Raw genomic sequence first — 25278 nt, 5'->3', positions numbered from 1 at the left:
TCGCGCATGGCATTCAATCTACGCAATCGCAGCCTGCTGAACATGCAGGACTTCACCCCACGCGACATCCGTTTTCTGCTCGACCTCTCCGCGGAACTCAAGCGCGCGAAATACGCGGGCAACGAGGTGCCACGGCTGAACGGCAAGAACGTGGCATTGATTTTCGAAAAGACCTCGACGCGCACGCGTTGCGCATTCGAGGTTGCGGTTCACGACCAGGGCGGGCACGTCACCTACATCGATTCGTCCAGTTCGCAGCTCGGCCGCAAGGAATCGCTCAAGGACACCGCACGCGTGCTTGGGCGCCTTTACGACGGCATCGAATACCGCGGCTTTCATCAAAGCGTGGTGGAAGATCTCGCGACCTATTCTCATGTACCGGTGTGGAACGGGCTCACCGACGAATTCCACCCGACCCAGGTGCTCGCCGATCTGCTTACCATGCAGGAGTTCGGAGAAAAGCCGCTTCACGAGCTGTCGTTCTGCTACCTCGGCGATGCGCGCTTCAACATGGGCAATTCTCTGCTGATCGGCGGCGTGCAGATGGGCATGGACGTGCGCATCGCAGCGCCACGCGACCTATGGCCACACGACGAACTGGTGCAGCAGATGCGGCACCTGGCCGAGCGGACCGGCGCCAACGTGACGATCACGGACGACCCGTATGAGGCGGTGAGCGGCGTCGATTTCATCTATACCGACGTTTGGGTGTCGATGGGCGAGCCGGTCGAAGCGTGGGGTCCGCGCATCGATCTGCTGCTGCCCTACCAGGTCAACGCCAGGCTGATGAAGGCAACGGGCAAGGCGCGCACACGCTTCATGCATTGCCTGCCGGCGTATCACAACCTGGAGACGGAAACAGGACGCACGATTCACGAGCGCTTTGGCCTGTCCGAACTGGAGGTCAGCGACGAAGTGTTCGAGTCGAACGCATCGATTGTATTTTCGCAAGCCGAAAACCGCATGCACACCATCAAGGCCGTGCTCGTGGCAACCCTCGCATAAGGGACACACATGCGCATTCTGATAGCGCTGGGCGGCAACGCGCTGCTTCACCGCGGCGAACCGATGACCATGGCGCATCAAATCGCCAATATTCGCCGCGCAGCAACGCAGATCGCAAAGCTCGCGGATCACAACCAGCTGGTCGTCGCCCACGGCAACGGTCCCCAGGTCGGACTGCTTGCGATGCAGGCAGCCGCAGGCGGTGCGCAGGACGTAGCGCCGCTCGACGTGCTCGATGCCGAGTCGGAAGGCATGATCGGCTATCTGCTCGAGCAGGAACTGGCGAATGCATTACCTGCTGCACGGCAGGTCGCCACGCTGCTGACGCGCGTCGAAGTGGATGCTCACGACGCCGCGTTTGCTCATCCGACCAAGCCGATCGGGCCCGTCTATACGCAGGCGCAAGCGCAAGTGCTGGCACAGCGCAACGGCTGGCGCATCGCCGCGGACGGCGACGGCTTCAGACGCGTGGTGGCTTCGCCTAAACCCAAACATATCGAAGCATTGAAGCCGGTGCAGTGGCTTCTCGAACACGATGTCATCGTCATTGCAGCCGGCGGCGGCGGCATCCCGGTAACCCTTGCCGAAGACGGACGGACCAGAAGCGGAGTCGAAGCGGTAATCGACAAGGACCTGTGCAGCGCGTTACTGGCCGCCCAGCTGGATGCCGATGTGCTGTTGATCGCAACAGACGTGGAGACCGTCTACGCCGATTGGCATACACCGCGCGAGCGCGCGCTGCGCAACGTCACGGTCGCCGAGCTACGGACTTTCGAATTTCCCGCGGGTTCGATGGGCCCCAAGGTCGATGCCGCGTGCGATTTTGTCACCCGGATGGGAAAACGTGCGGTAATCGGCTCGCTCGAACACATCGAGGCCATGGCAGCCGGAACAGCGGGCACTCAGGTCACGCGGTGAGTTCCGTCCGGGGGGCGGACCAGCCGGGAACCTGCAAGGCCGCCTTTCTTCGCGCGACCTCGGCTATGGCGTGGACAGCGGCGCCGCCGCCTGACGGGCCGGAGGCACAGCACCCTTCTCCACGACGCCCCCGAGCCTGCACGCCGCCCGCAGCGGGCTGGCTCCCGCCTGCTAGATGCCAGGCATCATCTGATACGGCTCGGTATGATCTTCCACACGTTTGACACCGGGCACTTTTTGCGCCGCCACGCGAACGGCATCCACCGCCTCCGCCGACTGGAAGACGCCCCATAGATGCACGACGCCGTCTGTCACCACCATGTTACGACCGGCAAAGCCCCATTTGCGCCCCGCCAGCTCGCCCATCAGGACGGTGCGGATTTCGGCGTCCGAGAGCCTGGCGTCCGACACGGGTTCATCCGGCAAGCTCGCGAGCGCCTGCACGAGATTGGCACGACTAACGATACCGATCACCCGTCCGGCTTCCGTCACGGGCACGCGTTTGATGTGCCGTGCCTCGAGAATGCCCGCAACTTCGCCGAGCGGCGTGTCGGGCCGCACGGTCACCACATCAGTTGTCATCACGTCGCTCACCTTGGCCGCATGGGTCTTGACGTAATCGCGCGCCTCGTGACTCGCGGACCAGAAATCGAGCCACGACGCGCGTTTGTGCTCGTCCGTTCCGATCTCGCTGCGGCGAAGCAGTTCGACTTCGCTGATCAGGCCGGCGATGCGGCCGTCCGTATCCAGCACCGGCGCGCCGCTGATGCCGTTGTCGGAAAATAACTTAGCGACCTGACGGATAGTCATGTCGGGAGTGACCGAAATGACGCTGGTGGTCATGACATCGGATGCGCGCATGGTGAGCCTCCTGAAAATAGAGTCGTTGAATTGAGGGCCGAGGCGACGCGTCTCTGAGTCGGCGGACGCGATGAGCCCTCGTGTCATTTCAGAGTAGGCCTGCACGGCGCCCCTCCGTTTGACGTGGATCATCCGGGCGAGGCTCGCGTGCAGCGGCGCCTCTTCCAGTTGAATGACCCAGGTCAATTTCGTCGGGGGCATGAAGCCGATACTGGTCGGCACATCACCATCGTGAGGAGAAAGTTCATGGCTCAATTGATGAAAGCCGCTGTCGTACATGAATTCGGCGCGCCGCTGCGCATCGAAGAAATCGCCATACCGAAGCCCGGGCGCGGACAGATTCTCGTCAATGTAAAGGCCTCGGGCGTCTGCCACACGGACTTGCACGCCGCCGACGGCGACTGGCCGGTCAAACCGGCACTGCCTTTCATTCCTGGCCACGAAGGCGTCGGGTATGTCGCCGCCGTCGGCGATGGTGTCACGCATGTGAAAGAAGGCGATCGCGTCGGCGTGCCATGGCTCTACACCGCGTGCGGACACTGCGAGCATTGCCTCGGCGGATGGGAAACGCTGTGCCACGAGCAACAGAACACGGGCTACTCCGTCAACGGCGCTTACGCCGAGTATGTGCTGGCCGATCCGAACTACGTCGGGCATCTGCCCGCGTCCGTCGCATTCGAAGACATCGCGCCCATCCTATGTGCCGGCGTCACGGTGTACAAAGGCATTCGCATGACCGACACGCGGCCCGGCCAATGGATCACCATTTCCGGAATCGGAGGACTCGGCCATGTTGCGGTTCAGTATGCGATTGCGATGGGTTTGCGCGTGGCGGCCGTCGACATCGCAGACGACAAGCTGGCTCTCGCACGGGAGCTCGGCGCGGAGCTAGCGTTCAACGCGCTCGAATGCGACCCTGCCGCGGCAATCCAGAAGGAAATTGGCGGGACGCACGGCGTGCTCGTGACCGCCGTCTCACGCAGCGCTTTTGCACAGGCGCTCGGCATGGTGCGCCGTGGCGGCACTGTGGCGCTGAACGGATTGCCACCGGGCGATTTTCCCCTGCCGATCTTTTCCACGGTACTCAACGGCATCACCGTGCGTGGCTCGATTGTCGGCACCCGTAGCGACTTGCAGGAATCGCTCGACTTCGCCGTGCAAGGTCACGTCCGCGCGCGGATTCACCTCGACCGGCTGGAAAACATCAATCATGTTTTTACAGCGCTGAGGAGCGGCCAGGTAGATGGGCGAATCGTGCTGAAGTTTGACTGAACGGCGCCTGGCCGAGTGCGAAACTGAACCTGACGGGCGGCCGCGGTGAACCTCACTGCGGCCGGGCCAGTCAACCGCCAGCGGGGACGGAAAGCGTATTCGAGATCTTGAGCCGGACCCAGTCCATTCCCTCGCTCAGGCCCGCGAGTATCGCTTCGCGCTCCGTCGGAAAGATGCTGCTGTGCATGAACTCGTGTCTGAACACGCCTCGCGGCGTGTGGTGACTAAGCTGAATCGAGCAGTCGTATCCGCCCGGCGTGCGATGTGTGGTTGCGGCAACTGACCAGTCGCCGTCGCCCACCTTGCCCGAAATCGTCATGAATCGCTCCTCGTTGCCCGGAATTCTGTGAGTCAGGCGAGCCAGCGCATTTGAGCCGCACCGGCCCTGTGCTTAAGCAGACGGATGATGCCTATGCCACCGTCAGGTTGTCGACGACTGCATGCACGCCCGGCGCCGCCCAAGCAGCACCGCGCACGGCGGAGCGCTCGCCTGCCGAATCGACCTTGCCCGTCAGCGTCACCGTCCCCTCGTGCACCCTGACTTCGATGTGCTTCGCCTCGCGCTCGGCGTGACGCTGCAACGCCTTGCCGATCTGCTCGCCGATATCCTGCGCGGCGGCCTTGCCGCCGATGCGGATGAGGTTTGAAACGCCCGTCACGCCGCGCATGTGCGAAATGGTGCGAGTGGCGACATGACTCTGGAACGCCCGGTCTACCTCGCCGCGTAGCGTCACCCAGCCTTTCTCGACCTGTACCTTGACCGCCTCTTCGCTCAGGCCGACCGTCCAGCGCATCATCGAGCGAACGGCGTTGGCAATCTCCTCGTCCGTCCGCACGTCCGAGTGCGGCAAGCGAATATTCATCTCGACGACCACGGCTTTTACGCCGGCTACACGCTGCGCGGCTTTTTCGGCCGCGAGTTTTGCCGCATAACTGGCTGGATGACCCGACAGCGTCACGACGCGCTCGTGTACTTCGACGCCGATGTCCGTGATCTCGACTGCCGGATCCCAGGCCAATTCCTCCTCGACCTGGCGTTTCAATTCGAAGTCCGACTTCATTGCAAGCTCCTTGTTGATGTAACGCCGCACTTGTCGCCGCGCGCGCAATGCTGCGGCGAGCACTGCGACATCGGGGCCGGTTGATTTACTTCAATTGACCTGCACACGCTTGCGCTCGGACGGCGCCTTCTTCGGCAGCGTGAGCGAGAGCACGCCATCCTTGTATTCCGCCGCAGCGGAACCTTCGTCGACTTCGCTTGCAAGCGAAAAAGCACGGCTGACTGCGCCCGCGTATCGCTCGCGGCGAATCACCCGTTCGCCCTCTTTCATTTCCTGATTGCGTTCGACTTTTGCGCTGATCGAGACGAGGTTGCCATCGATCTTCACGTCGATATCTTTCTTGTCGACTCCGGGCAATTCTGCCTTCACGGTGTATCCGCTGTCGCTCTCGGTCACGTCGACCTTCATATCGGCAAGCGGCTCGCCGCCCGCGGCGCGCATCGGGCGAAACAGCCCCTGAAAGAGTTCCGACATGGGTTCCAGCGGAAATGGATCAAATCGTGTCAAGTTGCTCATCGTCGTGCTCCTGGCCTGGTGAATGACATAACGACAAAAGGTCGGACTGCGCGTATCGCGTACACCCAAGGTGCGGGCAGCGACGGCGCGTTGCAATGTGTCCGGTACACCGCATTCGCTTAGCTCCGGCTGCAGTATTGGGCACGCTGTATAAAGGACTTTAGGCTCTGCTATGGGACACCGATTGACGTGCGTCAAGCGAGCCGCATGGCAAGGTCACGGCAGCGCGTTCGCCGGGAAAGACCGCCGTATTCGGCGAAAGTCCTGGGAAGCCGATGGACGATTCATCGCATGTGCATGCCGCCGTTGATCGCGAAATCGGCACCCGTAACGAACCCCGCGTCGTCCGAACAGATAAATGCCACCAGCGCCGCGACTTCGTCCGGTTGGCCGAGACGGCCCATTGGGATTTGCGGCAAGATTTTTGTTTCCATCACATCGGTGGGCACGGCTGCGGTCATCGCGGTGGCGAGGTAGCCGGGCGACACCGTGTTGACGGTAACGCCGTGGCGCGCCGTCTCCAGTGCGAGCGACATCGTGAAGCCGTGAATGCCCGCCTTCGCCGCCGCGTAATTGGTTTGACCGAACGCGCCCCGCGCGCCGTTCACCGAACTGACGTTTACGATTCGCCCGAACTTCTGGTTGATCATTCCGCCGAGCAGCGGCTTGGTCATGTTGAACATAGAGTCGAGATCGGTGCGCAGCACCTTGTCCCAATCTTCCTTCGTCATCTTCGCAAAGCTCGAATCGCGGGTGATACCTGCGTTATTCACGAGAACGTCCACCGTGCCAAAATCCGCGAGCACCCGCTCGGCGCAGCGCGCGCACGAGTCGAAGCTGGACACGTCGGCCTCGTAGGCTACGAAGTGACGGCCCGCCTCTCGTTCACGCGTAAGCCAGGTGGCGACGTGGTCGTTTCGTTCCGAATGCGACATAGCGACGACCATGCCTGCATCCTCAAGACGCCGGCTGATGGCGGCACCCAGCCCGCCCATGCCGCCAGTAACAAAAGCAACACGCTTAGCCGGCATGATGTTTCCCTCGTTGTGGTGCCATGGTCAACCTCCTGACTTGATGAAGCGCCGGGCGCGGATTCGGCGACAAACTGTAGCGAACGCGTGCGCGGCAACGCTGGTTCCAATGTAGGCGCGGTCGCCGGCAGCCGGTTGATATGCATCAATCACGACGCCGCTCGCACCGGATCTGAACCCCGCTGCAGGCGCGACGCCGCTAACCCGCGGGAAAGGAGCTGGCGATAGGCGGGAACAAATGGAGCAATCGGCGTAAACTGACTGTTCCGCCTTATGCAGCACATCACCTACGGTTCGGTGACGTTCGCCATTCGCCGCGTTTATCGGAGGGAGGACCAGTGATTCTCGACCGGAACAGTGGAAAGTTCGGCTTCAATGCGGCCAATGATTCGGACGTACCGGTCGAGGACCGCTATCAGTTGTTGATCGACGCCGTCCAGGACTATGCGATTTTCATGCTCGACGACGCAGGGCACGTGGCGAGCTGGAATAGCGGCGCACAAAAGATCAAAGGCTACACACCCGAAGAGATAATCGGACGGCACTTCTCGATCTTCTATACCCCCGAAGACGTTGCCGCCGGCAAACCGGGACGTGAACTCGCGCTCGCTACCGCCCAGGGCCGTGCTGAAGACCGCGGGTGGCGGGTGCGCCGCGACGGCTCCCGATTCTGGGCGGACGTCACAATCACGGCCGTATACGATTCTTCTGGCGCGCTGGTCGGTTTCGCGAAAATCACACGCGACATGAGCGAACTAGCGCCTCGCGGAACTGGAGCACGCAAACGAGCTTTCCACGCAAATGCAGGCTGCCCGCGAGGACGAGCAAAGGCGCATTGCGCGTGAACTGCATGACGACCTCGGCCAGCAGCTTACCGCGCTCAAAATGGGCGTCGCCGCGCTGGAGCAACAGATAATGCCCGGCGCAGTTCAAACGGTGCCCGGTGCAACGAATGCACTGCAACGGCAGATCGACAACATGTTGGCCTCGCTCAGACGTATCGCCGCCAATCTCCGCCCACCGATGCTCGATGACCTCGGCCTTGGCGCCGCCCTCGAATGGCTGGCCGACGATTTCGCCCAGCGCTTTCATGTGAAAGTCACGCTGCGCCTCGCCGTCGACGATTCGGCCATGACGCCGTTTGCGTCGGCCACGATCTATCGCATCGTGCAGGAATCACTAACCAACGTGGCGCGACATGCGCAGGCAAGCGAAGTGACCATCGACATGTCGAACGACGTTCATGGCTGGAGTCTAAACATCGAGGACAATGGCCGCGGAGCCCTCGTGGAAGAAGCTTCCGCACGCGGCTCCCTTGGTCTGCTGGGGATGCGTGAGCGTGTGCGTCAACTGGGTGGCACGCTCACGATCGACAGCGCGCCTGGCACGGGCTTCAGGATCGCCGCGCGCATACCGCTCAGTGCGATTCGGTTGGCTGCGACCCCGCCCGATTGACTGACGCTGTGCAAGTTCACGTCAAGGTCATGACGAAGCGCCGATGAACGCGCGAAAGCCTGTTTCGACCGCGCGAATCTGTTCAGCGCAGGTTTTATACAGCATGCCCGGTGCGCCGTCCGCGCGATACATGCCGCGGCACATGCCTCTGATCTGAATGGTCGAGGTGCCCTTGCCGCCGGTCGTTCGGGTTGCCCATACATAGACGGCGCCGAACGTATGCGGCTCGGCCGTTTCGATCTTCGAGTCATCGGAGCGGCGGACCGGCGTCGCAGAGTGTTGCGTCACATATATTTCGGTGCGTCGCCACAAGCGTTCACAGTCGGCCTGGGTCGGGCAATCGACGCGCGCCGACTCGCGCGCGTTTCCAAGCGCGATTTCGGTGTCGCGGTATGCCGCAGTGAACCCTTGCGTACTGCAGCCCACCAACATGATGATCAGCAGCCCTGTAACCGGCACCCATACATTATTCATATCTACCCCCCGTCATCGGTCTCCGGTACGACGTACCGCGCAAACCACTCGCTCGCCCTAAAAGTATGGCGAGGACGCCCCTGCGGATTTGACCTGGATCATCGTCTGTCGTCGGCGTGCCGTACCCGCGAGCCGGAAGATTCCCTGACATCCGTTACGCGCACCGTTGTAGGGAACCGCTGACACCAGCGCATGAAAACTGACTGCGGTGTCAGCGAGATCTGATTTATCTGGCCCGTCCCATCGCCTTTACTGAACTCACCACAACAGCAATCTTCACCAGGAGACCACCATGTCAAACACCGCCCCGCATGCCGGCAACACGCCGACCGACAACCCGTTGCAAGACGCCGCAGACAGCGGCGAGGACATCGGCCGGATTCTCACGCTTGCCCGCAACGCCGGCATGCTCGTCACGCTCGACGGTCAGATTGGCCGACAGAAATATCAAAGCGTTGCCGGCTCGTTGCAGGCGTTTCGACGTTTTGCGCAAGCACTGAGCGATACATGCGCGGGAGCGCCGGTGGGCTGAATACGATTGTTGGCTACGCGCGGCTATCGCTCGACTGCGAGGTATGAAAAATGAAACTGACCTTTCTCGGTGCGGCAGAAACCGTCACTGGTTCCAGGTACCTGCTGGAAGGCGCGGGGCTGCGGATCCTGATTGACTGCGGTCTGTTTCAAGGCACTAAAAATCTGCGCCTGCGCAACTGGAACCCGTTGCCTGTCGACATCGGCACTCTCGACGCGGTGATCCTCACCCATGCTCATCTGGATCACTGCGGCTACCTGCCGGTACTGACTCGCATGGGCTATCGCGGACCCGTCTACTGCACTCGCGGCACTCGCGATCTTTGCGAGATCATGTTGCGCGACAGCGCACGACTGCAGGAAGAAGAAGCTGCCTACGTGAACCGGCACGGTCGGTCGAAACATCGTCCCGCGCTGCCCCTTTACACCGTTGAAGACGCCGAACATGCGCTCGAACTGCTCGAACCGCGTGACTTCGACGTCCCGAAACGACTGAATGAGCACGCATGCTTCCGGTTGTTGCCCGCTGGCCACATCCTCGGCGCGGCCAGCGTCGTGCTCTGCGTCGAGGGCAAGGTCATTGCTTTTTCGGGCGACATCGGCCGGCCGGACGACCCGATCATGCGCGCGCCCATGCCGCTTGCGCACGCGGACTATCTGGTGGTCGAGTCAACCTACGGCGACCGGCTTCACGAGAAGACCGATCCTGCCGCCGAGCTTGCGGAAGTCTTTACGAGCACGTTCCGGCGCGGCGGCATTGTCGTGATTCCCTGTTTCGCAGTTGGACGGGCGCAATCGATTCTTCACTACATTGCGCAACTGAAAGCGGCCGGCAGGATGGCAAACGTGCCGGTGTTTCTCGATAGCCCCATGGCGACGAGCGTCACGCAGCTTTACGGGCGTCACGTGGGCGAACACCGCGTGAGCTCGACCGAGGCTCACGCAATAAGCCACGCTGCGCAGATGGTGCGAACCGTCGACGAATCAAAGGCGATTCTGGGGCGGCATGGCCCGATGGTAGTCATTGCGGGCAGCGGTATGGCGACTGGTGGACGGGTGGTACATCACCTGAAGGCGTTCGCTCCCGATTACCGCAACACGATTGCGCTGGTCGGCTATCAGGCGGCCGGCACGCGCGGCGCGACGCTCGCTGCCGGCGCGCATGAGATAAAGATTCACGGCGAGTATGTGCGGGTACGCGCATCGGTGGCGAACCTCTCGTCGTTATCGGCCCACGCCGATTATGCCGAGTTGCTTTCCTGGCTGCGTTCGATACCCGAGCCGCCGCAGCGCACCTTCGTCACCCACGGCGAGCCGGCGGCCGCCGACGCGATGCGACGTCACATCGAAGAGACTTATCACTGGCGCTGCGAAGTGCCGATCTACCTCGAAACGGTCGAATTGCCGGGAACCGCCGACGAGCTGGCCGTAAACTCGCGCGCCGGCGTCGGCCACTGCATGCCGGCTGATCCAGATCAACCCGCCTACAGCGTCCCCTGACACAGTGAGGACATGAGTTCGTAAAGGAGACCACGACATGAGCGCATTGCCGCAGACGGCCACCTGGTCGGTCGACAAACGTGAACTGGACAGCACCGCGGGCACCCACGAAAAGCTGCGATTCGCGCTACGCTACGCAGTGCTGGCGCCGTCCAGTCACAACACGCAGCCGTGGCATTTCATCGTCGATGGCGACAGCGTGACGCTCTGCGCCGACCGGTTACGGGCGTTGCCGGTGGTCGATCCGTTCGATCGGGAGTTGATCATCAGTTGCGGCGCAGCGCTCTTCAACCTGCGCGTCGCGCTCAGTCACTTCGGGCTCGCATACGCCATCACGCTGTTTCCTTCGCGCCTCGATCCGGACGTGCTGGCACACGTGCAGGTCGTCCGCGAAGGTCATTGCGACGCGGCGCTCACCTCGCTATTCCCGGCGATCCGTCAGCGCGTGACCACTCGTGAACTCTTCAGGGATGAGCCGCTTCCCTCGGGCGTCCTTCAAGAAGTCGTCGACGCCGCGGACGCCGAGGGTGCGGATGCCGTCTGCATCTCGAGCGCGCCGGTGCGGGAGAAAGTTGCCGAACTCGTCGCCGCGGCCGACCGCATCCAGTTCGACGACCCGCGTTTCCGTCGCGAGCTGGCCACCTGGATTCACCCGCGACGCCGGGAAGACGGCATGCCCGCGCTGTCGGCAGGCATGACCGCGCTGCTCGATCTCGCCGCGCCGCTCCTTGCCTCGGTCGTCCGCACGTTCGATCTGGGTGGCGGGCTTGCCGCCGCGCACCATGCACTCGCTGAAGGGTCGCCGCTTCTCGTCTGCCTCGCGACGTCGACGGACGACATGCCAGCGTGGCTCGCAGCCGGCCAGGCGCTTGAGCGGCTGTTGCTGGTCGCGGCCAATGCTGGCGTCACGGCGTCTTATCTGAATCAGCCCATCGAAGTGAGCGCCCTGCGCGAGCAGTTGCGCGCCCTGCTGGGAATGGACGCTGTACCGCAGCTCGTGTTGCGCGTCGGCCGCGCTAAACGCCCTGCGGTCCATTCACCGCGACGGCCGCTCGCCGACGTCGTGTCCTGAAGGTTAAACGCCTGTCCGACGAGGCTTGCCATGAAGCACTATTTCAGACTCGGCACCACAACACCCAACGCGACGGAGGCACGCCCCGTGCATGGCGAGGCGGCACCGCGCATCGCGCTGCCACAGCCCGCGCTGAGCGGCGGCATGCCCATCATGGACGCCTTCTCGAAACGGCGCACGACGCGACGCTTCGCCGAAACCGGGCTCGACGACGCAACGCTCGGGCAGATGCTGTGGGCCGCCAACGGCGTGAACCGAAAAGATCCTGAAGGAAACGACAGACGCACCGCGCCTTCCGTTCTCGCACTCCACGAAATCCACGTCTATGTGGCGCTCGCGCGCGGCATGTATCGCTACGATCCGCTGCAGCATTGCCTCGACCTCGTGATCGCAGCCGATCTGCGCGCGTTGACCGGCTATCAGGATTTCGTCGGCGAGGCGCCCGTCGAGCTGGTGTATGTCGCCGACCTTGCCCGCATGCAGGACATCGCGCCGTCCCAACGCGAGCCGTTTGCCTATGCAAGCGCAGGCGCCATCGTGCAGAACGTCTATCTGTTTTGTGCCGCTGCTGGATTGGCGGTGGCGGCGAGAAGCTGGCTGAACCGCAGCACCCTCGGTGCCGAAATGCGCCTGTCGCGCGACAGCGTACCCGTCCTTGCGCAAAGCGTCGGCCACTTCGATGCAACCGATTTGCAAAACGCGGGCTAGGCCTCGACGCTGTCCCGCGCGCCAGAAACGTTTCACACAATGCTTGCCCTCGCTCAGGCGGAACGCGCACAGTTTGCACTGCCATCCTGCTGAGCAAGCAGCACCGCCAGCGCGCACGAGGCAATGCGCGCCGATACGCTGTCGGCGCGGCTCGTCAATACGATGGGCACCTTCGCGCCGAGGACGATGCCGGCACTGGCTGCTCCGCTCAGGAATTCCAGTTGTTTGACGAGCATGTTGCCGACCTCGAGATCGGGGACCACCAGAATATCGGCGCGCCCGGCCACGGGCGACGCGATTCCCTTTAACCGTGCCGCCCTGACTGAAATGGCGTTGTCGAAGCCGAGCGGCCCGTCGACGAGCGCGCCGCTCAACTGTCCGCGGTCGGCCATTTTCGACAGGGCTGCCGCATCGAGCGTGGAGCGCATCTGGGGATTAACGGTTTCAACGGCGCCGAGGATCGCGACTCGTGGAAGCGCAAGGCCGAGCGCGTGCGCAAGGTCGATGGCGTTCTGAACGATGCCGCGCTTCTGTTCCAGGTCGGGAGCCACGTTGACCGCAGCGTCCGTGATCATGAACGGATGCTCATACGACGGCAGATGCATCAGGAAACAATGCGATATCCGCTTGTCTGTGCGCAAGCCGGATTCCGGCCGGACGACGGCGGACATCAGCTCGTCGGTATGCAGGCTGCCTTTCATCAGCGCCTGCACGTGGCCACGAGCCGCGAGTTCCACGGCACGCGCCGCGGCCGCATGACTGTGCGGTACATCGTCGATTTCAATGCCGGCGAGATCGATGCGTGCCGCCGTCGCCAACGCCTCGATACGCTCACGCGGCCCCACGATCACCGGCTCTATGAGGCCGGCCCTCCAGGCCGCGCTCAGCGCGGCAAGGCTCGGACTGTCACACGGATGCACCACCGCCATGCGCACAGGAGCGCGCTCGAGCGCTAGCCGCAGCAGCGGCGACGGTTCGCCGTGCAGACCCTGCATGAGCCCGGGAAACGAACCCGCCACCGGAATGGCGGCTGCCGGATATGCGTTCATCCTGGAAATGCCTTTTGCCTGTTGGGCACCCTGCCTCCTTTGCACGACTCCTTAAGCCGTTTCTATGATGACCTTCAATGCATGCGATCGAGCCGCATCGCCGAACGTCTCGTAGGCTTTCAATACATCGTCGAGCTTGAAGCGATGTGTGATCAGGCTCTCGGGGTCGAGCCGGCCGGCGCGCACGGTCTTTAACAGCATCGGCGTGCTGATCGTATCGACGAGACGCGTCGTGATGGAGATGTTGCGATCCCACAGCGATTCCAGATGCAGATCCGCCTTCACGCCATGCACGCCCACGTTGGCGATGACGCCGCCAGGCGCCACCAGCGCCTGGCATAGCTCGAAAGTTTCGGGCACACCCACGGCCTCGATCACGCAATCCGCGCCCGTTCCGGCGGTGAGCTTCATGAGCTTTGCCACCGGATCGTCGACGCCGCTATCGATGCACGCTGTCGCCCCGAAGCGCGACGCCACCTCCAGACGGTAAGGGTCGCGGTCGATCATCACTATCTGCGCAGGCGAATAGAACTGCGCGGTAAGCAGCGACGCGAGCCCGATCGGCCCCGCGCCGACGATCGCCACGGTGCTTCCCGGTTCAACCTTGCCGTTCAGAACACCGCATTCAAAGCCGGTCGGCAGGATGTCGGAAAGCATCACTAGCGCGTCCTCGTGCGCGCCTTGGGGAATGCGGTACAGGCTTGTTTCCGCGTGAGGAATGCGCACATATTCCGCTTGCGTGCCGTCGATCCGGTTGCCAAGAATCCACCCGCCCGTCGCGCAGTGCGAGTACATTCCGCGCCGGCAGTAGTCACACTTCCCACACGACGAAATGCACGAGATAAGCACAGGATCGCCCTCTTTCAGCGTGCTGACGGCAGCGCCAACCTGATAGACGATTCCCACTCCTTCATGGCCGAGAATGCGGCCGGGCTCGCAGGTGGGGACGTCGCCCTTCAGGATATGCAGGTCGGTGCCGCAGATCGTCGTGCGCGTGACCTTGACGATGGCGTCGGTGGGGGACGCGAGTTCCGGCATCGGCCGCTCGTCGAGCGATTTTTGCCCGGCGCCGTGATAAACCAGTGCTTTCACGAGATGACTCCAATAGTCGAGGAGATTAGCGGCCAGATCGCGTCAAAGCGGCGCCTCGGGCTTCGCGTCGGCGGGCTCGCGAACCAGCAGAACGGGGCATGTCGCATAGCGAAGGAAACGCTCCGCAACACTGCCGATCACCATGCGCCGGAATCCGCGCCGTCCGTGCGTGCCCATCACGACAAGGTCCGCGCCGCGCCTCTGTGCGCAGCGCAGCAACGCGCCGGCGATGTCCTCGGCAATGCCCTGGGTCTCCACGATCTCGGTGTCGCCCACGACGTTCAGCTCGCGCATCTGGGCCAGCGCGCCATGCAGCAGCGTGATGCCGACCTGCCGCGCGGCGTCGGTCAGAAGGCTCGGATCGCAGGCTCCTGCGTAGGTGAACGCCGCCGACTGATCCAGCACGTAGACGGCGGTCAGCTTGCCGCGCGAGAGCTTCGCCAGCTGAATCGCTTCGCTGAGCGCGCGCTTCGCTGCATCGCTGCCGTCGAGCGCAACCACAATATTCGCGTACATATCTGCCTCCTGAAAATGCTTGATGATGTTGAAAATGACGTTGCAAATCAGGCGCGCGCGACATGGCGCTCGAGAAACCGCTGCGCCGCGTCGAAGGCTGCCTGCACCGCTTCATCGGGATCGGAGCTTTGCCGGTGTTCGATGGGAACGAGTTCTCCGGTGCGCAGCACGAGGTCGAGGCGCGCGTCGAACAGGCGTTCGTCTCGAAGGTTCTCAGGCATGTCGCCGCGCGCGCCCGCTACGTCGTGCGGGGCACGCTCGCGTATGGCTTCCAGTGCCAGATGGCATCCGGAGATGCATCCGCCGAACCGCTCGAGACGCACCAACTGGGCGGCCGCCTCAGACTCGATTTGCGCGGACCCCGCAAATCCGAGGTAGACGATCTGCATATCGATTCCCATACCGCCTCCGCGCAAACTGCACTTTCCGTCGACCGTTGCGGCAGCAAAAGCCACGTGGGCCAGCAAGTCGATGAGAGGATCATGAGCGCGTATCGCTATCTGACGATTGACCTGCGTCAACGAGTTCGGAAGGCCGAGCCACCGTGCGCCACGTTGACCCAGCGCAACGCGCCTCCGCACTTCGCGGGTATGGTGTATACGTTCACGGCCATTATCTTGCGGGACCATCAAATGAACCAATCCGACCATGCCGATGTGGGTGCGCTGACACATCAGGCTCGCGACGAAGCGACTGGCCGCGGCCATTTCTATCTTGTCGGCGGCGGCATTGCGTCGCTCGCGGCCGCTGCCTTTCTGATCCGCGACGCCGATGTGCCCGGCTGCCACATCACGATTCTGGAAGCCCTCGGCAAGGCCGGCGGCAGTCTCGACGGCGCGGGTACGCCACAGGATGGTTACGTCGTGCGCGGCGGCCGCATGCTGGAAAGCAAGTACCTGTGCACCTATGATCTGTTCGACTCGATTCCTACGCTCGACGGCCGCAGCAGCGTGACGAAGGAAATCTTCGACTGGAACGAGACGCTTCGCACGTCGTCCAAAGCGCGGCTCGTGCGCGACGGCAAACGTGAGGACGCACCTGTGTACGGGCTCGCCGAGACACACCTGCTGACGCTTGGCCGTCTTGCGCTCGAACCGGAAGCACTGCTCGGTGACAGTCGCATCTCGGACCATTTCGAGCGCGATTTCTTCGAGACGAACTTCTGGATCATGTGGTGCACGACGTTCGCCTTTCAGCCCTGGCACAGCGCTGCCGAGTTCCGCCGCTATCTGCTGCGCTTCGCGCATATGACGCCGGGCTTCAACCAGTTGCACGGCATCATGCGCACGGTCTACAACCAGTACGACTCCATGGTGCGGCCGCTGCGCAAATGGCTGGACGAACACGGCGTGGAATTCCGCACCGGCACGCGAGTGCTGGATCTGCGGTGTGACGAAAGTGGCGAACTGAACCGCGTCGCCGGCATCGTCTGTGAACACGGTAACGGCCGCGCGGAAATTCCGGTCGGCGAAAACGACAAGGTCATCGTCACGCTCGGCTCGATGACCGCAGGGTCGAGCCTCGGCGCCACGAATCGCGCTGCGGCGTTCAATCAGCACGACAGCAGCGGCGCTTGGGCGCTCTGGAAAACCATCGCGGCCGGACGCGGCGAGTTCGGTCATCCTTCGGTATTCGCCGATCACGTCGACGAATCGCGGTGGCTTTCGTTTACCGCGACACTGCACGATCCTGCGTTATTCCGCCTGATCCGCGATCTGACCGGCAATGTGCCGGGCGAAGGCGGCCTGATTACGTTCCCGCAATCGGGCTGGCTCATGTCGATCGTGCTGCCGCATCAGCCGCATTTCATGGGTCAGCCGAAGGACGTGCAAGTGTTCTGGGGTTATGGGCTTTTCGTCGACCGGCCGGGCAATTTCGTCGCCAAACCGATGGCCGAATGCACGGGCCGCGAGATCGTGACAGAGCTTCTCGGCCATTTGCACATCGAGGCGCAGGCTCGGCGCATCGTCGACGACGCGATCTGCATTCCGTGCCTGATGCCGTTCATCACGAGCCAGTTCCTGCCCCGCAAGCACGGCGACCGGCCGCAGGTCGTGCCCGAGGGCTGGGCGAATCTTGCATTCGTCGGACAGTTTTGCGAGTTGCCGAACGACGTCGTGTTCACCGTCGAATATTCGGTTCGCTCCGCTCAGACCGCTGTCTACACACTGCTTGGTCTGGATCGGACCGCTCCGGCTGTGTATAAAGGTCAGCACGATCCGCGCGTGGTGTACGGCGCGGCTTCCGCTTTACGCAGCCACTAACGGACCGATGTTTGTACAGCGCGTGGCTCCGACATGACGCGCAACGAAGCAAACGCCTGCTCGAGGGGAACGCCGTGGAGCTCGACGCAACACCGCTGAAACGTCAGCGCACGGTATTGGCGCGGCTCAAGGAGCATCCGCTCGCGCGCGTCGGGCCCGGCCTCATCACCGGTGTCGCCGACGACGACCCCAGCGGCATCGCCACCTATTCGCAGGCCGGCGCGCAATTCGGGCTGAACATGCTATGGACCATGCCGCTTGCGTTTCCGCTGATGGCGGCCGTCCAGTCGATGTGCGCGAACCTGGGCCGAGTGACCGGCAAGGGCCTCGCCGCCAACATCAAGGAGGCTTTTCCGCCCGTCGTGCTTTATGGCGTGGTGCTGCTATTGCTCGTGGCCAACACACTCAACATCGCCGCCGATGTCGCCGCGATGGGCGAAGTCGCGCAACTCGTCAGTGGCATCGACCGTCACGTGATGACCGTGTGCTTTGCATTGGCGACACTGCTGTTGCAGATCTTCGTGCCCTATCATCGCTACGTGATTTTCTTGAAATGGCTGACGGTTTCGCTGCTTGCCTACGCAGCGGTGCTGTTCGTCGTTCAGGTGCCGTGGCGCGAGGTGGGGCTGCGCACCCTCTGGCCGCGCTTCGATGTGAATGCGGATGCCGCGGCGATGGTGGTCGCCGTCTTCGGTACGACGATCAGCCCGTACCTGTTCTTCTGGCAGGCGTCGGAAGAAGTCGAGGACATGCGCGCCCATCCGAACGGCGCGCCGCTCGTGGACGACGCGCGCGAGGCGCGTGCGGAACTGCGGCGTATCAGTTGGGACACCTGGAGCGGCATGCTCTATTCGAACGTCACGGCCTGGTTCATCATGCTCGCCACCGCTGTCACGCTGCATGCCGCTGGCGTCACAGACATCGCCACGGCCGCCCAGGCCGCGAGCGCATTGCGGCCGCTTGCGGGCGACTTCGCCTATCTGCTCTTCTCGCTCGGCATACTCGGCGTGGGATTTATCGGCGTGCCAGTGCTTGCCGGTTCGGGCGCCTATGCGTTGACTGAGGCGCTCGGGTGGCCAGAGGGGCTCGAGCGCAAGCTGCGCGACGCGCGAGGCTTTTACGGCATCATCGCCGTGAGCGTGCTGGTCTCGCTCGCAATCGAGTTTTCATCGATCAGTCCGATGAAAGCGCTGCTCGTTAGTGCTGTGATCAACGGCGTAGTGGCCGTACCGCTGATGGTTGTGATTCTGCTGCTGGTCACGAGACGTGCGGTGATGGGCGATTTCATCGCGAGCCGGCCGCTTATCGCGCTGGGCTGGGTCGCGGCAGCGGTGATGGGCGCGGCGGCGCTGATGATGTTGCTGCCGCGCTAGACAAGCCGGCGCGGCGCAAACCAATCAGCAACTCCATTCCAGCGCCACGTAGTGCGCGAGGTGACGTTCCAGTACGCCCGCGAATGATTCGAGCGCTGTGGTCCCCACGCCCCGCGGCACCTGCGCAGCGCGCACCTTGCATTGCGCGACGGGCGCCTTGCCTGCGAGCGCGCGCATTTCGTCGAAAGCCGTGCCTGCGCCAAGGCCCCCGAAGGTGCAAAAGAATCCGACATGGCGGAACCTCGAGCGGTTTTGCAGCAGGTACGCGCGCACCGGTGCCGACACCGCGCCCGCCCAGACTGGCGTACCCACGAGCACAAGGTCGTACTGTGACGGATCGAGCCCCGCCGGGACGATTTCGGCCGGCCGCTTCCGCCATGAGTCGATAACACAGCGCAGATACCCCAACGCTCCGCGACGCTCGCTGAAGTCGCAGATTTCCTCGATGTCAGCGGACAACATGCCTGCGAGCGCGCCAGCAAGCCTGCGGGTGGTACCGGTACGCGAGAAAAAAACGACGAGAACGCGTGGCTCGGACATGACTCGCTCCTTTGATGGAAAGCGCAATGGCGCGCACTCGTGCGCCATGCATGTCCCGAGGATAGAGGCCGGCGCAGACCTGCTCATGACCTAAGTCAACCCACGCGCGACGCACGGCACCTGTGGCGCCGTTGATCTGCATCAACGAGGCGCGCGCGATCATTCCTAGACTCAAGCTCACCTGTCCCAGCGTCGTTACTCATTCTCCCGGAGCGCCCGCCATGAGCTACAAGACTATCGTTGTACATCTCGACACGAGCCCAACCGCCCATCCGCGGCTAGAAACCGCACTGTCTCTCGCTAAACGGTTCGGCGCGCATCTGACCGGTGTATTCGCGGTCTTCTCGCCCGACCCGCGGTCGTTGTACGTGATGGCCGGTACGGCCGAGTACTACCGCGAGCATGAAGAGCGACGCGCGGAACGGAGCGCGGCGCTCCAGCGGCTATTCCATGCGGAACTGCGGCGTGCGGAAGTCGAAGGCGAATGGATCGCCGTCGACGAGTCCGCGAGCTTTGCCGTGCCGCGACTTGGCCGCTGCGCGGATCTCATCGTCGCCGGTCAGGATAATCCAGGCGACGCCGAATCCTATGTCGGCGACCTGTTCCCCGAGAACCTGATTCTGTCGAGCGGTCGTCCGGTGCTGCTCGTGCCATATGCCCGCAATAAGCCGACGACGGGCAGCCGAGTTCTGGTGGCGTGGGACGGCAGCCGCGAAGCCACGCGCGCCGTGCATGACGCGTTGCCGTTCATGCGCGCGGCAAAAAGCACCACGATACTCACCGTCAACGGCATGCGAGACGGCGGAAGCCTTCGCATTCCCGGCGCGGACATCGCCACCGTGATCGCGCGCCATGGTGTGCATGTCGATGTGGTCGACATCGAAACAGGAGCCGATGGCTCGGTCGGCGAGGTGCTGCTCTCGCAGGTAGCCGACGCAGGAGCCGACCTGCTGGTAATGGGCGGATACGGTCATGCGCGCTGGCGCGAACTGGTGATGGGCGGCGCGACGCGCACGATTCTCAGGTCGATGACCGTGCCGGTGCTGATGTCGCATTGAGCGCCGGCTTCTTGTCTTTTCAGGAGTGTCGCCATGTATAAAAAAATCCTCGTTGCCGTCGACGGCAGCGAAACTTCGGCGCGGGCGCTCGCCGCTGCCCTTAATCTGGCGCGCGAGTCCGACGCGAGACTGCAGCCGCTTTTCGTCGTGGACGTGCCGCTGCTGATCTACGACGTGCCCGGCTACGATCCCTCGTATGTGCGCAACGCGCTCGTCGAGGAGGGCAAGCGCGTGCTCGCCGACGCGACTGCGCTGATGGCCGCATCCGGCGTCAAGGGACCAGCACGCCTTGTCGAAACCGAACTGGCCGGTGACGATATTGCGCATCGCATCCTGGCCGCCGCACAGGAGTTCGGCGCGGACGTCGTCGTGATGGGCACGCATGGCCGGCACGGGGTACAGCGGCTGATGCTCGGTAGCGTCGCCGAGCGCTTTTTGCGCATTGCCACCTGCCCCGTACTGCTGATTTCCTCTCAGTGTGCATCCTCCTCCACTAGCGTCGTCCAAGGCCCGGGCGAACCGATCAAGGAGCCGTCATGAACTGCAAAACCCTGCTCGTGCACCTGGACGACAGCGCGCGCAGCGCGGCAAGACTGGACTATGCGCTGGAAACCGCCGCACGCCACGACGCCCACCTCATCTGCGTATACGCGGTTTGCGAGGCGCCGGCGGACCCTCTGTTGATGGACGGCGAGGACATCTGGTCGAGCAGCCGCGAGGCGCAACGTAGTGCCAACAAGACAAACGCACATGCGCGCTTCGTTGCGGCCGCCGCTCGCGCCGGGGTCAGCGCCGAGTGGCGCGCGCCGGACGGCGCCCCGACGCCCACGGCCATCATGCACGCGCGTCATGCCGACCTGCTGATCCTCGGCCAGGACGATCCCGACGATCGCAATGCGTTCGTCGCGCGCCATTTTCTGGACGATGTGATCATCGGCTCCGGACGGCCTGCAATCGTCCTGCCGTATGCGGGCGCCGTGCACTCCCGTATGGACAGCGTGATGATCGCGTGGGACGGCGGCCGCGAAAGCGCGCGCGCCGCGATGGATGCCTTGCCGCTGATCCGTCGCGCCAGCTTCGTGACGGTCGTGACGATGGAGCGAGATGCGCACCATCGTGAGCCGGCCGGCATCGACGTAGCCGCCTGGCTCCAGCGGCACGGCATCGAGGCCGGCTTCGCCGCCATACCCGGCATATCCAACGCCCACACCGGCACGACGCTGCTCAACACACTGGCCGACCGCCACATCGACCTTCTGGTGATGGGCGCCTATGGTCACGCGCGCGCGCAGGAACGCATCCTCGGCGGCGTCACGCGCACCCTGCTTCAGTCGATGACCACGCCGGTACTCATGTCACATTGAGCTGCAGGCATCCGCGAGCGCGGGTTCCAGCGACGCTGGCCCGGGCATGAATCCGGCGTTTCGCGGACAATGAGCGCAACTATCAGGGCTTGCGCGCGGGGGCCCAGCGTTCACTGGAGGGTGGGCCAGACCCCCAAAGCAAAGCAGCTGCCTGCGGCGGGGCCACGGCGGTGGCGTCTTGCAGCGCAACCAATTCTTGTCTGCAATCATTCGACGAGGCGCAAATGTCCGTCAGCGGTCAGGCGCCCACGTCGCGCACGGCGGTATCGCACGAGCGGTTGAGCTGGTTCGATCCCGTGCAGTTCATCTGTATCGCCGCCGCGTTGCTTGTCGCGAGGCGAGCGCATTCATACTTGCGCGCGCGTCGGGAACCCTGTTCCGCCTACAGTGAAGCCAATGCCGCGCTCGCGCAGTCCGGTCTGAACGAAGCGCACATGATGGCGATCATCCGTTCGTCGATGGAAGCGATCATTGCCATTGACGAGCATCAGCACCTCGACTCCGCCCCTAAGCATTTGCTCGATGGTAAGTGGGAAGCGGATTTCAGTTTGCCTGGAGGCCGCTCAACACGTCGGCAAACCCGCCGGTCTTCGCGCCAAGGCGTCGAATCGCGAGAGCGACGTCCGTCGAGAGCAACGCCTTCAATTCATCCGCATGACGATACGCGCGCATACCGCGAGTCAATGCGCTCTCCCCTGCAACCGCAGGATGGCAATAGATCTCGCCCACGCCGTCCGGTAAAGCAGCAAGCGCCGCGAGCCACGCACGCTCATCCATTTGCCCGCTGTCGGCCACGCCGACAACATAATCGTTATGGAGAATTCCGGCGGCGTCGAGTCGCGCCCTCACCCTCGCGATCCAGGGGCGCAACCACAATGGCGCATTGACTTCGAACGGCAGGCGCATCGCCTTCATGCCGAACTCGCGCCCAATTTCGAGGATCAAATCGAGCACCGTCGGATGCAGATGAAAGTGCTTGTGCGTGTTGACATGATCGAGCGTGAGCCCGCTGTCGGCGAACGCCTCGAACTGCGCGCGAATTTCTCGGGCAAGCTGTTTGCGCACGTGCGGCAGGAAGAAAAAGCGTATCCCGTCGCGCACCATGTTGCTGCCGAAGCGCCCATGTTCGTCGAGCAATGAAGCGATGCCGGCGCGCGGCATGACGGGGTCGCCGTCGGCGAGTACGAGATGCAGGCCCACGCGCAAATTCGGCATCGCGCGGGCGCGCGCGATTGCGTCGCTCGAGGCGGGTGCACCGACCATCAGGCTCGCGGCCGTCAGCACACCGCTGACATGAGCCTGCTCGACGGCTGCGTTCACTCGCGGATGCAGGCCGAAGTCGTCGGCAGTCACGATAAGTGCGCGCGGCTTAGCGGCCATCGGACGCCTCGATGGTATCCATCAACGGCAACTGCCCGCCGCGCGACGCGGAACGCGAAGTTCCAACCGGCACTCTGACGCCTCGCCACATGACATGTGAGCCGAAGGCGCTGGCGATCCACTGCACGAGCAGCAAGCTATCGCGCAATGGTACGAGCGGCAGATCGCGCCAGAAAGCCAGGCCGAATGCGTCCGACAATGTGTCCGATAAAGCGGCCGACAACGCGTCCCCTGCCCCGTCCCTCAACCCGCGATGCAATGCCTGTTGCTGGCGCACTGCACGCGCGTGCAGCACGACGCGCGCGGCCAGGCCCGCGGCCATATTGACCGCGGTCAAATACGCCGGCCAGCCATGCAGGGCACCTTGCTGACTTGCAACAAGGCAAGCCGTGAGCCCGACGCCGAGAACGAGCCACGGCGTAGCAAACGTCATGAAGAGGAAGGCAAAGCCGAGCGGATTCACCGAACGTATTGTGCGCAACCAGCGCGTCTCGCGTTGCCAGAGCGCGGTGAACGTTGTTTCGGTGACGTCGGTGGCGACCATCATTCGCGACAGCACGGTTCGCAAACCGAGGGCGCGCACGTGTTCGGCGAGCCAGTAATCGTCCGCGAGACAGTTCTTCAGGCGCCCGAAGCCACCGATGCGGTCGAGTGTCTCGCGCCGCAAAGCAAGCGTGGCGCCGAAACCGAAGCGGCGCGATCGGACCATATGCGCGACGCGCACCGACGGGCCGAACCATTCGTTGACGAAGAGCGCGCCTACCCGCGACCAGAAACCGCTCACGCCGTGCGCGACATACAGACAGGTGACGACACCGACAGATGGATCGGCCAGCGGCGTGGCGACGGCGCAGAGGTAATCGGCTTCGACGGCAATATCGCTATCGGCAATCACGATCACGTCATGCCGCGCGCGCTCGGCCATATTGATCAGATTACTCACTTTCAGATTGCTGCCATGCACGCGCGCGTCGATCACGAGTTCGATGTCGAGCATCGGATACGCGGCTTGCAAACGGCGCACCACGCCAATCGCGGCATCGTCGGCAGAACCCACGCCGAACACCAGCTGGAAATGCGCGAGGCGCTGCTCGCAGAAGCTTCGCAGGTTTTCATACAGGCGCGGCTCGGCACCGCACAAGGGCTTGAGCACGCTCACGCCGACCGGCGCGAACGGATGGATCGAACGCGAGCCGAGCGCATCAAGCGTTGCACCGTGCACGAGGCTCGCCGGGTCGATAGCACGAGCGGCGTGATCGAGAAAGCCAAAGCGATAGGCGGTACTGCCGCGCAGCGCAAAGAACGGCAGCGCGAGCGCAGCCACCACAGCATACAGCGACGCGCCGACGCAGCCGGCAAGCAGAAGCCATTCGGATACCGGTAATGCATGGGATGCCATTGCCGCGCTCCGTCAACGTTCGCTCAGGACAAATGGCTTCCCCGTGAGACGCAGATGCAGCACGACAAGCCACAGCCGCGGGCAGTCCGATGCGAGATCGACCGGCCTCGTGCAGGCAGATGCAACGCTCGCATGGTGGTCTGCGACGGCGGCCCGGAACGCGGCTTGCCCGAACTGGCGCGCGACCATGACGCCGCCGGCCATCACCGCGATAGAAGAAAGCCGGAAAGCCGCTGAGACAAACAGATGCTCGGCGCCGGGATCCACAAAGACCGTCACGCACGCGAGCAGGTCGGCGGCGACAGCCGTGAGCGAAGCGACCATTAGGTGCGCGCGCAACATATCGGCAGTGACTGGCTTCATGGCTTTGTCTCGTAGCGCGATGAAAAAGCATGCACGGCTTCTTGTGGCGAACCGGCGCCTGCATCCGGAGCCGCTCATCGCAGCCGATAAAACCGCCACCGCGGTCGCCATGCCTTCCATCGATGTACTGGAACCGCGTCGAGCCAAACTCGCAACTCGACGCGACGCCGCACGCTCCTGTCACTCACAAGACAGTAAGCTGTTGATGGGCGATAGTAGCGATTCAAGCTGAAGGAAACCTTAAGCAGACCGCAGTAGAACCCGCCATGAACAGCGCGGTTAAACTGCGGGCTTCATCGCCGCTTTCCGCGGTGCATTGCAATCACGATCACAACACTCAACGGAATTTCAGTCCCATGCGTGTACTACTGGTTGAAGACGACGATCTGATCGGCTGCGGGGTCGAAGCGGGTCTGCGTCAGGCGGGTTTCACGGTCGACTGGGCGCGCGACGGCCATAAAGCAGGCCTCGCGCTG

General features: G+C 63.2%; 27 protein-coding genes and 2 pseudogenes. 14 read left to right on the top strand and 15 right to left on the bottom strand.

Features of this window, described 5'->3' with window-relative positions; all coding sequences use genetic code 11:
* Positions 1-6 precede the first annotated feature (6 nt).
* Together argF and arcC are read left to right on the top strand one after the other, a co-directional pair.
* Positions 7-1005, top strand: coding sequence for an ornithine carbamoyltransferase (argF, locus tag P0D87_RS12195; protein ID WP_053860382.1), 999 nt, complete (start codon positions 7-9; stop codon positions 1003-1005).
* A gap of 9 nt (positions 1006-1014) precedes the next feature.
* The gene (arcC, locus tag P0D87_RS12190) at positions 1015-1923 is read left to right on the top strand and encodes a carbamate kinase (protein WP_053860381.1); all 909 of its coding nucleotides are present in this window, start codon (positions 1015-1017) and stop codon (positions 1921-1923) included.
* Between the two features lie 171 nt (positions 1924-2094).
* On the opposite strand, the gene P0D87_RS12185 is transcribed toward arcC, so the two are convergent.
* Positions 2095-2784: a CBS domain-containing protein gene (locus P0D87_RS12185; protein WP_053860380.1), complete on the bottom strand. Its 690-nt coding sequence runs from the start codon at positions 2782-2784 to the stop codon at positions 2095-2097.
* Between the two features lie 246 nt (positions 2785-3030).
* On the opposite strand from P0D87_RS12185, the gene adhP reads away from it, so the two are divergent.
* Positions 3031-4056 carry an alcohol dehydrogenase AdhP gene (adhP, locus tag P0D87_RS12180; protein WP_053860379.1) on the top strand — a complete coding sequence of 342 codons (1026 nt, stop codon included), beginning with the start codon at positions 3031-3033 and terminating at the stop codon, positions 4054-4056.
* A 70-nt stretch (positions 4057-4126) separates the two neighbouring features.
* Here adhP and P0D87_RS12175 read toward each other — a convergent pair whose 3' ends face one another.
* From P0D87_RS12175 to phbB, 4 genes are all read right to left on the bottom strand, one after another.
* On the bottom strand, positions 4127-4375 hold the full coding sequence (locus P0D87_RS12175; protein WP_053860378.1) for a hypothetical protein: 249 nt from the start codon (positions 4373-4375) through the stop codon (positions 4127-4129).
* 91 nt (positions 4376-4466) lie between these two features.
* A complete protein-coding gene (locus P0D87_RS12170; RefSeq protein ID WP_053860869.1) occupies positions 4467-5117 on the bottom strand; it encodes a BON domain-containing protein in 651 nt (216 codons plus the stop codon).
* A gap of 90 nt (positions 5118-5207) precedes the next feature.
* Positions 5208-5633 carry an Hsp20/alpha crystallin family protein gene (locus tag P0D87_RS12165; RefSeq protein WP_053860377.1) on the bottom strand — a complete coding sequence of 142 codons (426 nt, stop codon included), beginning with the start codon at positions 5631-5633 and terminating at the stop codon, positions 5208-5210.
* A gap of 284 nt (positions 5634-5917) precedes the next feature.
* Entirely contained in the window at positions 5918-6664 is a 747-nt protein-coding gene (phbB, locus tag P0D87_RS12160) for an acetoacetyl-CoA reductase (protein WP_053860376.1), read from the bottom strand.
* Positions 6665-7002: 338 nt separating this feature from the next.
* On the opposite strand from phbB, the pseudogene P0D87_RS12155 reads away from it, so the two are divergent.
* Positions 7003-8119: pseudogene (locus tag P0D87_RS12155) on the top strand (PAS domain-containing sensor histidine kinase).
* Between the two features lie 27 nt (positions 8120-8146).
* Here the strand turns inward: P0D87_RS12155 and P0D87_RS12150 are convergent.
* A complete protein-coding gene (locus P0D87_RS12150; protein WP_053860375.1) occupies positions 8147-8593 on the bottom strand; it encodes a hypothetical protein in 447 nt (148 codons plus the stop codon).
* A gap of 292 nt (positions 8594-8885) precedes the next feature.
* Here P0D87_RS12150 and P0D87_RS12145 point away from each other — a divergent pair, with 292 nt between their 5' ends.
* The 4 genes from P0D87_RS12145 to P0D87_RS12130 are packed head-to-tail and all read left to right on the top strand — an operon-like array spanning position 8886 to position 12404.
* Complete coding sequence (locus P0D87_RS12145; RefSeq protein ID WP_053860374.1) at positions 8886-9125, top strand: hypothetical protein; 240 nt, start codon at positions 8886-8888, stop codon at positions 9123-9125.
* A gap of 50 nt (positions 9126-9175) precedes the next feature.
* Positions 9176-10624 carry an MBL fold metallo-hydrolase RNA specificity domain-containing protein gene (locus tag P0D87_RS12140; RefSeq protein WP_053860373.1) on the top strand — a complete coding sequence of 483 codons (1449 nt, stop codon included), beginning with the start codon at positions 9176-9178 and terminating at the stop codon, positions 10622-10624.
* Positions 10625-10661: 37 nt separating this feature from the next.
* A complete protein-coding gene (locus P0D87_RS12135; protein WP_053860372.1) occupies positions 10662-11696 on the top strand; it encodes an Acg family FMN-binding oxidoreductase in 1035 nt (344 codons plus the stop codon).
* A 30-nt stretch (positions 11697-11726) separates the two neighbouring features.
* Positions 11727-12404, top strand: a complete 678-nt coding sequence (locus P0D87_RS12130) for a nitroreductase family protein (RefSeq protein ID WP_053860371.1) — start codon at positions 11727-11729, stop codon at positions 12402-12404.
* A gap of 53 nt (positions 12405-12457) precedes the next feature.
* Here P0D87_RS12130 and P0D87_RS12125 read toward each other — a convergent pair whose 3' ends face one another.
* Genes P0D87_RS12125 through P0D87_RS12110 form a run of 4 tightly spaced genes read right to left on the bottom strand, consistent with a single transcriptional unit; the run spans position 12458 to position 15462 of the window.
* A complete protein-coding gene (locus tag P0D87_RS12125) occupies positions 12458-13453 on the bottom strand; it encodes a bifunctional enoyl-CoA hydratase/phosphate acetyltransferase (RefSeq protein ID WP_053860370.1) in 996 nt (331 codons plus the stop codon).
* A gap of 51 nt (positions 13454-13504) precedes the next feature.
* Positions 13505-14545 carry a zinc-dependent alcohol dehydrogenase family protein gene (locus P0D87_RS12120; protein WP_053860369.1) on the bottom strand — a complete coding sequence of 347 codons (1041 nt, stop codon included), beginning with the start codon at positions 14543-14545 and terminating at the stop codon, positions 13505-13507.
* 42 nt (positions 14546-14587) lie between these two features.
* Positions 14588-15061: a universal stress protein gene (locus tag P0D87_RS12115; RefSeq protein ID WP_053860368.1), complete on the bottom strand. Its 474-nt coding sequence runs from the start codon at positions 15059-15061 to the stop codon at positions 14588-14590.
* A gap of 47 nt (positions 15062-15108) precedes the next feature.
* A complete protein-coding gene (locus tag P0D87_RS12110; RefSeq protein ID WP_082367187.1) occupies positions 15109-15462 on the bottom strand; it encodes a hypothetical protein in 354 nt (117 codons plus the stop codon).
* A gap of 231 nt (positions 15463-15693) precedes the next feature.
* Between P0D87_RS12110 and P0D87_RS12105 the strand changes: the two genes are divergently transcribed.
* Both P0D87_RS12105 and P0D87_RS12100 read left to right on the top strand, forming a co-directional pair.
* Positions 15694-17325 (top strand): oleate hydratase, encoded by a 1632-nt coding sequence (locus P0D87_RS12105; RefSeq protein ID WP_053860868.1) that lies wholly within the window; start codon positions 15694-15696, stop codon positions 17323-17325.
* Between the two features lie 74 nt (positions 17326-17399).
* On the top strand, positions 17400-18698 hold the full coding sequence (locus P0D87_RS12100) for an NRAMP family divalent metal transporter (protein ID WP_053860867.1): 1299 nt from the start codon (positions 17400-17402) through the stop codon (positions 18696-18698).
* A 24-nt stretch (positions 18699-18722) separates the two neighbouring features.
* On the opposite strand, the gene P0D87_RS12095 is transcribed toward P0D87_RS12100, so the two are convergent.
* Positions 18723-19238 (bottom strand): flavodoxin family protein, encoded by a 516-nt coding sequence (locus P0D87_RS12095; protein WP_053860367.1) that lies wholly within the window; start codon positions 19236-19238, stop codon positions 18723-18725.
* A 221-nt stretch (positions 19239-19459) separates the two neighbouring features.
* On the opposite strand from P0D87_RS12095, the gene P0D87_RS12090 reads away from it, so the two are divergent.
* From P0D87_RS12090 to P0D87_RS12080, 3 genes are read left to right on the top strand one after another with little or no spacing between them, the layout of a single operon-like run.
* Complete coding sequence (locus tag P0D87_RS12090; protein WP_053860366.1) at positions 19460-20296, top strand: universal stress protein; 837 nt, start codon at positions 19460-19462, stop codon at positions 20294-20296.
* A 33-nt stretch (positions 20297-20329) separates the two neighbouring features.
* Positions 20330-20836: a universal stress protein gene (locus P0D87_RS12085; protein ID WP_053860365.1), complete on the top strand. Its 507-nt coding sequence runs from the start codon at positions 20330-20332 to the stop codon at positions 20834-20836.
* Positions 20833-21660 carry a universal stress protein gene (locus P0D87_RS12080; protein ID WP_053860364.1) on the top strand — a complete coding sequence of 276 codons (828 nt, stop codon included), beginning with the start codon at positions 20833-20835 and terminating at the stop codon, positions 21658-21660. Before P0D87_RS12085 ends, P0D87_RS12080 begins: the two co-directional genes overlap by 4 nt.
* Positions 21661-22007: 347 nt before the next feature.
* Here P0D87_RS12080 and P0D87_RS12075 read toward each other — a convergent pair whose 3' ends face one another.
* Genes P0D87_RS12075 through P0D87_RS12060 form a run of 4 tightly spaced genes read right to left on the bottom strand, consistent with a single transcriptional unit; the run spans position 22008 to position 24802 of the window.
* Positions 22008-22154, bottom strand: a complete 147-nt coding sequence (locus P0D87_RS12075; protein WP_321175830.1) for a hypothetical protein — start codon at positions 22152-22154, stop codon at positions 22008-22010.
* A gap of 49 nt (positions 22155-22203) precedes the next feature.
* Positions 22204-23040 (bottom strand): hopanoid biosynthesis-associated protein HpnK, encoded by an 837-nt coding sequence (gene hpnK, locus P0D87_RS12070; protein WP_053860363.1) that lies wholly within the window; start codon positions 23038-23040, stop codon positions 22204-22206.
* Positions 23030-24439, bottom strand: a complete 1410-nt coding sequence (gene hpnI, locus P0D87_RS12065; RefSeq protein WP_053860362.1) for a bacteriohopanetetrol glucosamine biosynthesis glycosyltransferase HpnI — start codon at positions 24437-24439, stop codon at positions 23030-23032. The genes hpnK and hpnI overlap by 11 nt, the downstream gene beginning before the upstream one ends.
* A gap of 12 nt (positions 24440-24451) precedes the next feature.
* Positions 24452-24802, bottom strand: a complete 351-nt coding sequence (locus tag P0D87_RS12060) for a hypothetical protein (protein WP_053860361.1) — start codon at positions 24800-24802, stop codon at positions 24452-24454.
* 356 nt (positions 24803-25158) lie between these two features.
* Here P0D87_RS12060 and P0D87_RS12055 point away from each other — a divergent pair.
* Positions 25159-25278 (top strand): annotated as a pseudogene (locus tag P0D87_RS12055) (DNA-binding response regulator); the annotation flags it as partial.

It is taken from the genome of Paraburkholderia sp. RL17-368-BIF-A, from assembly GCF_046054045.1.
Lineage (GTDB): Bacteria > Pseudomonadota > Gammaproteobacteria > Burkholderiales > Burkholderiaceae > Paraburkholderia > Paraburkholderia graminis.
This window is presented reverse-complemented; position numbering and strand designations above follow the sequence as displayed.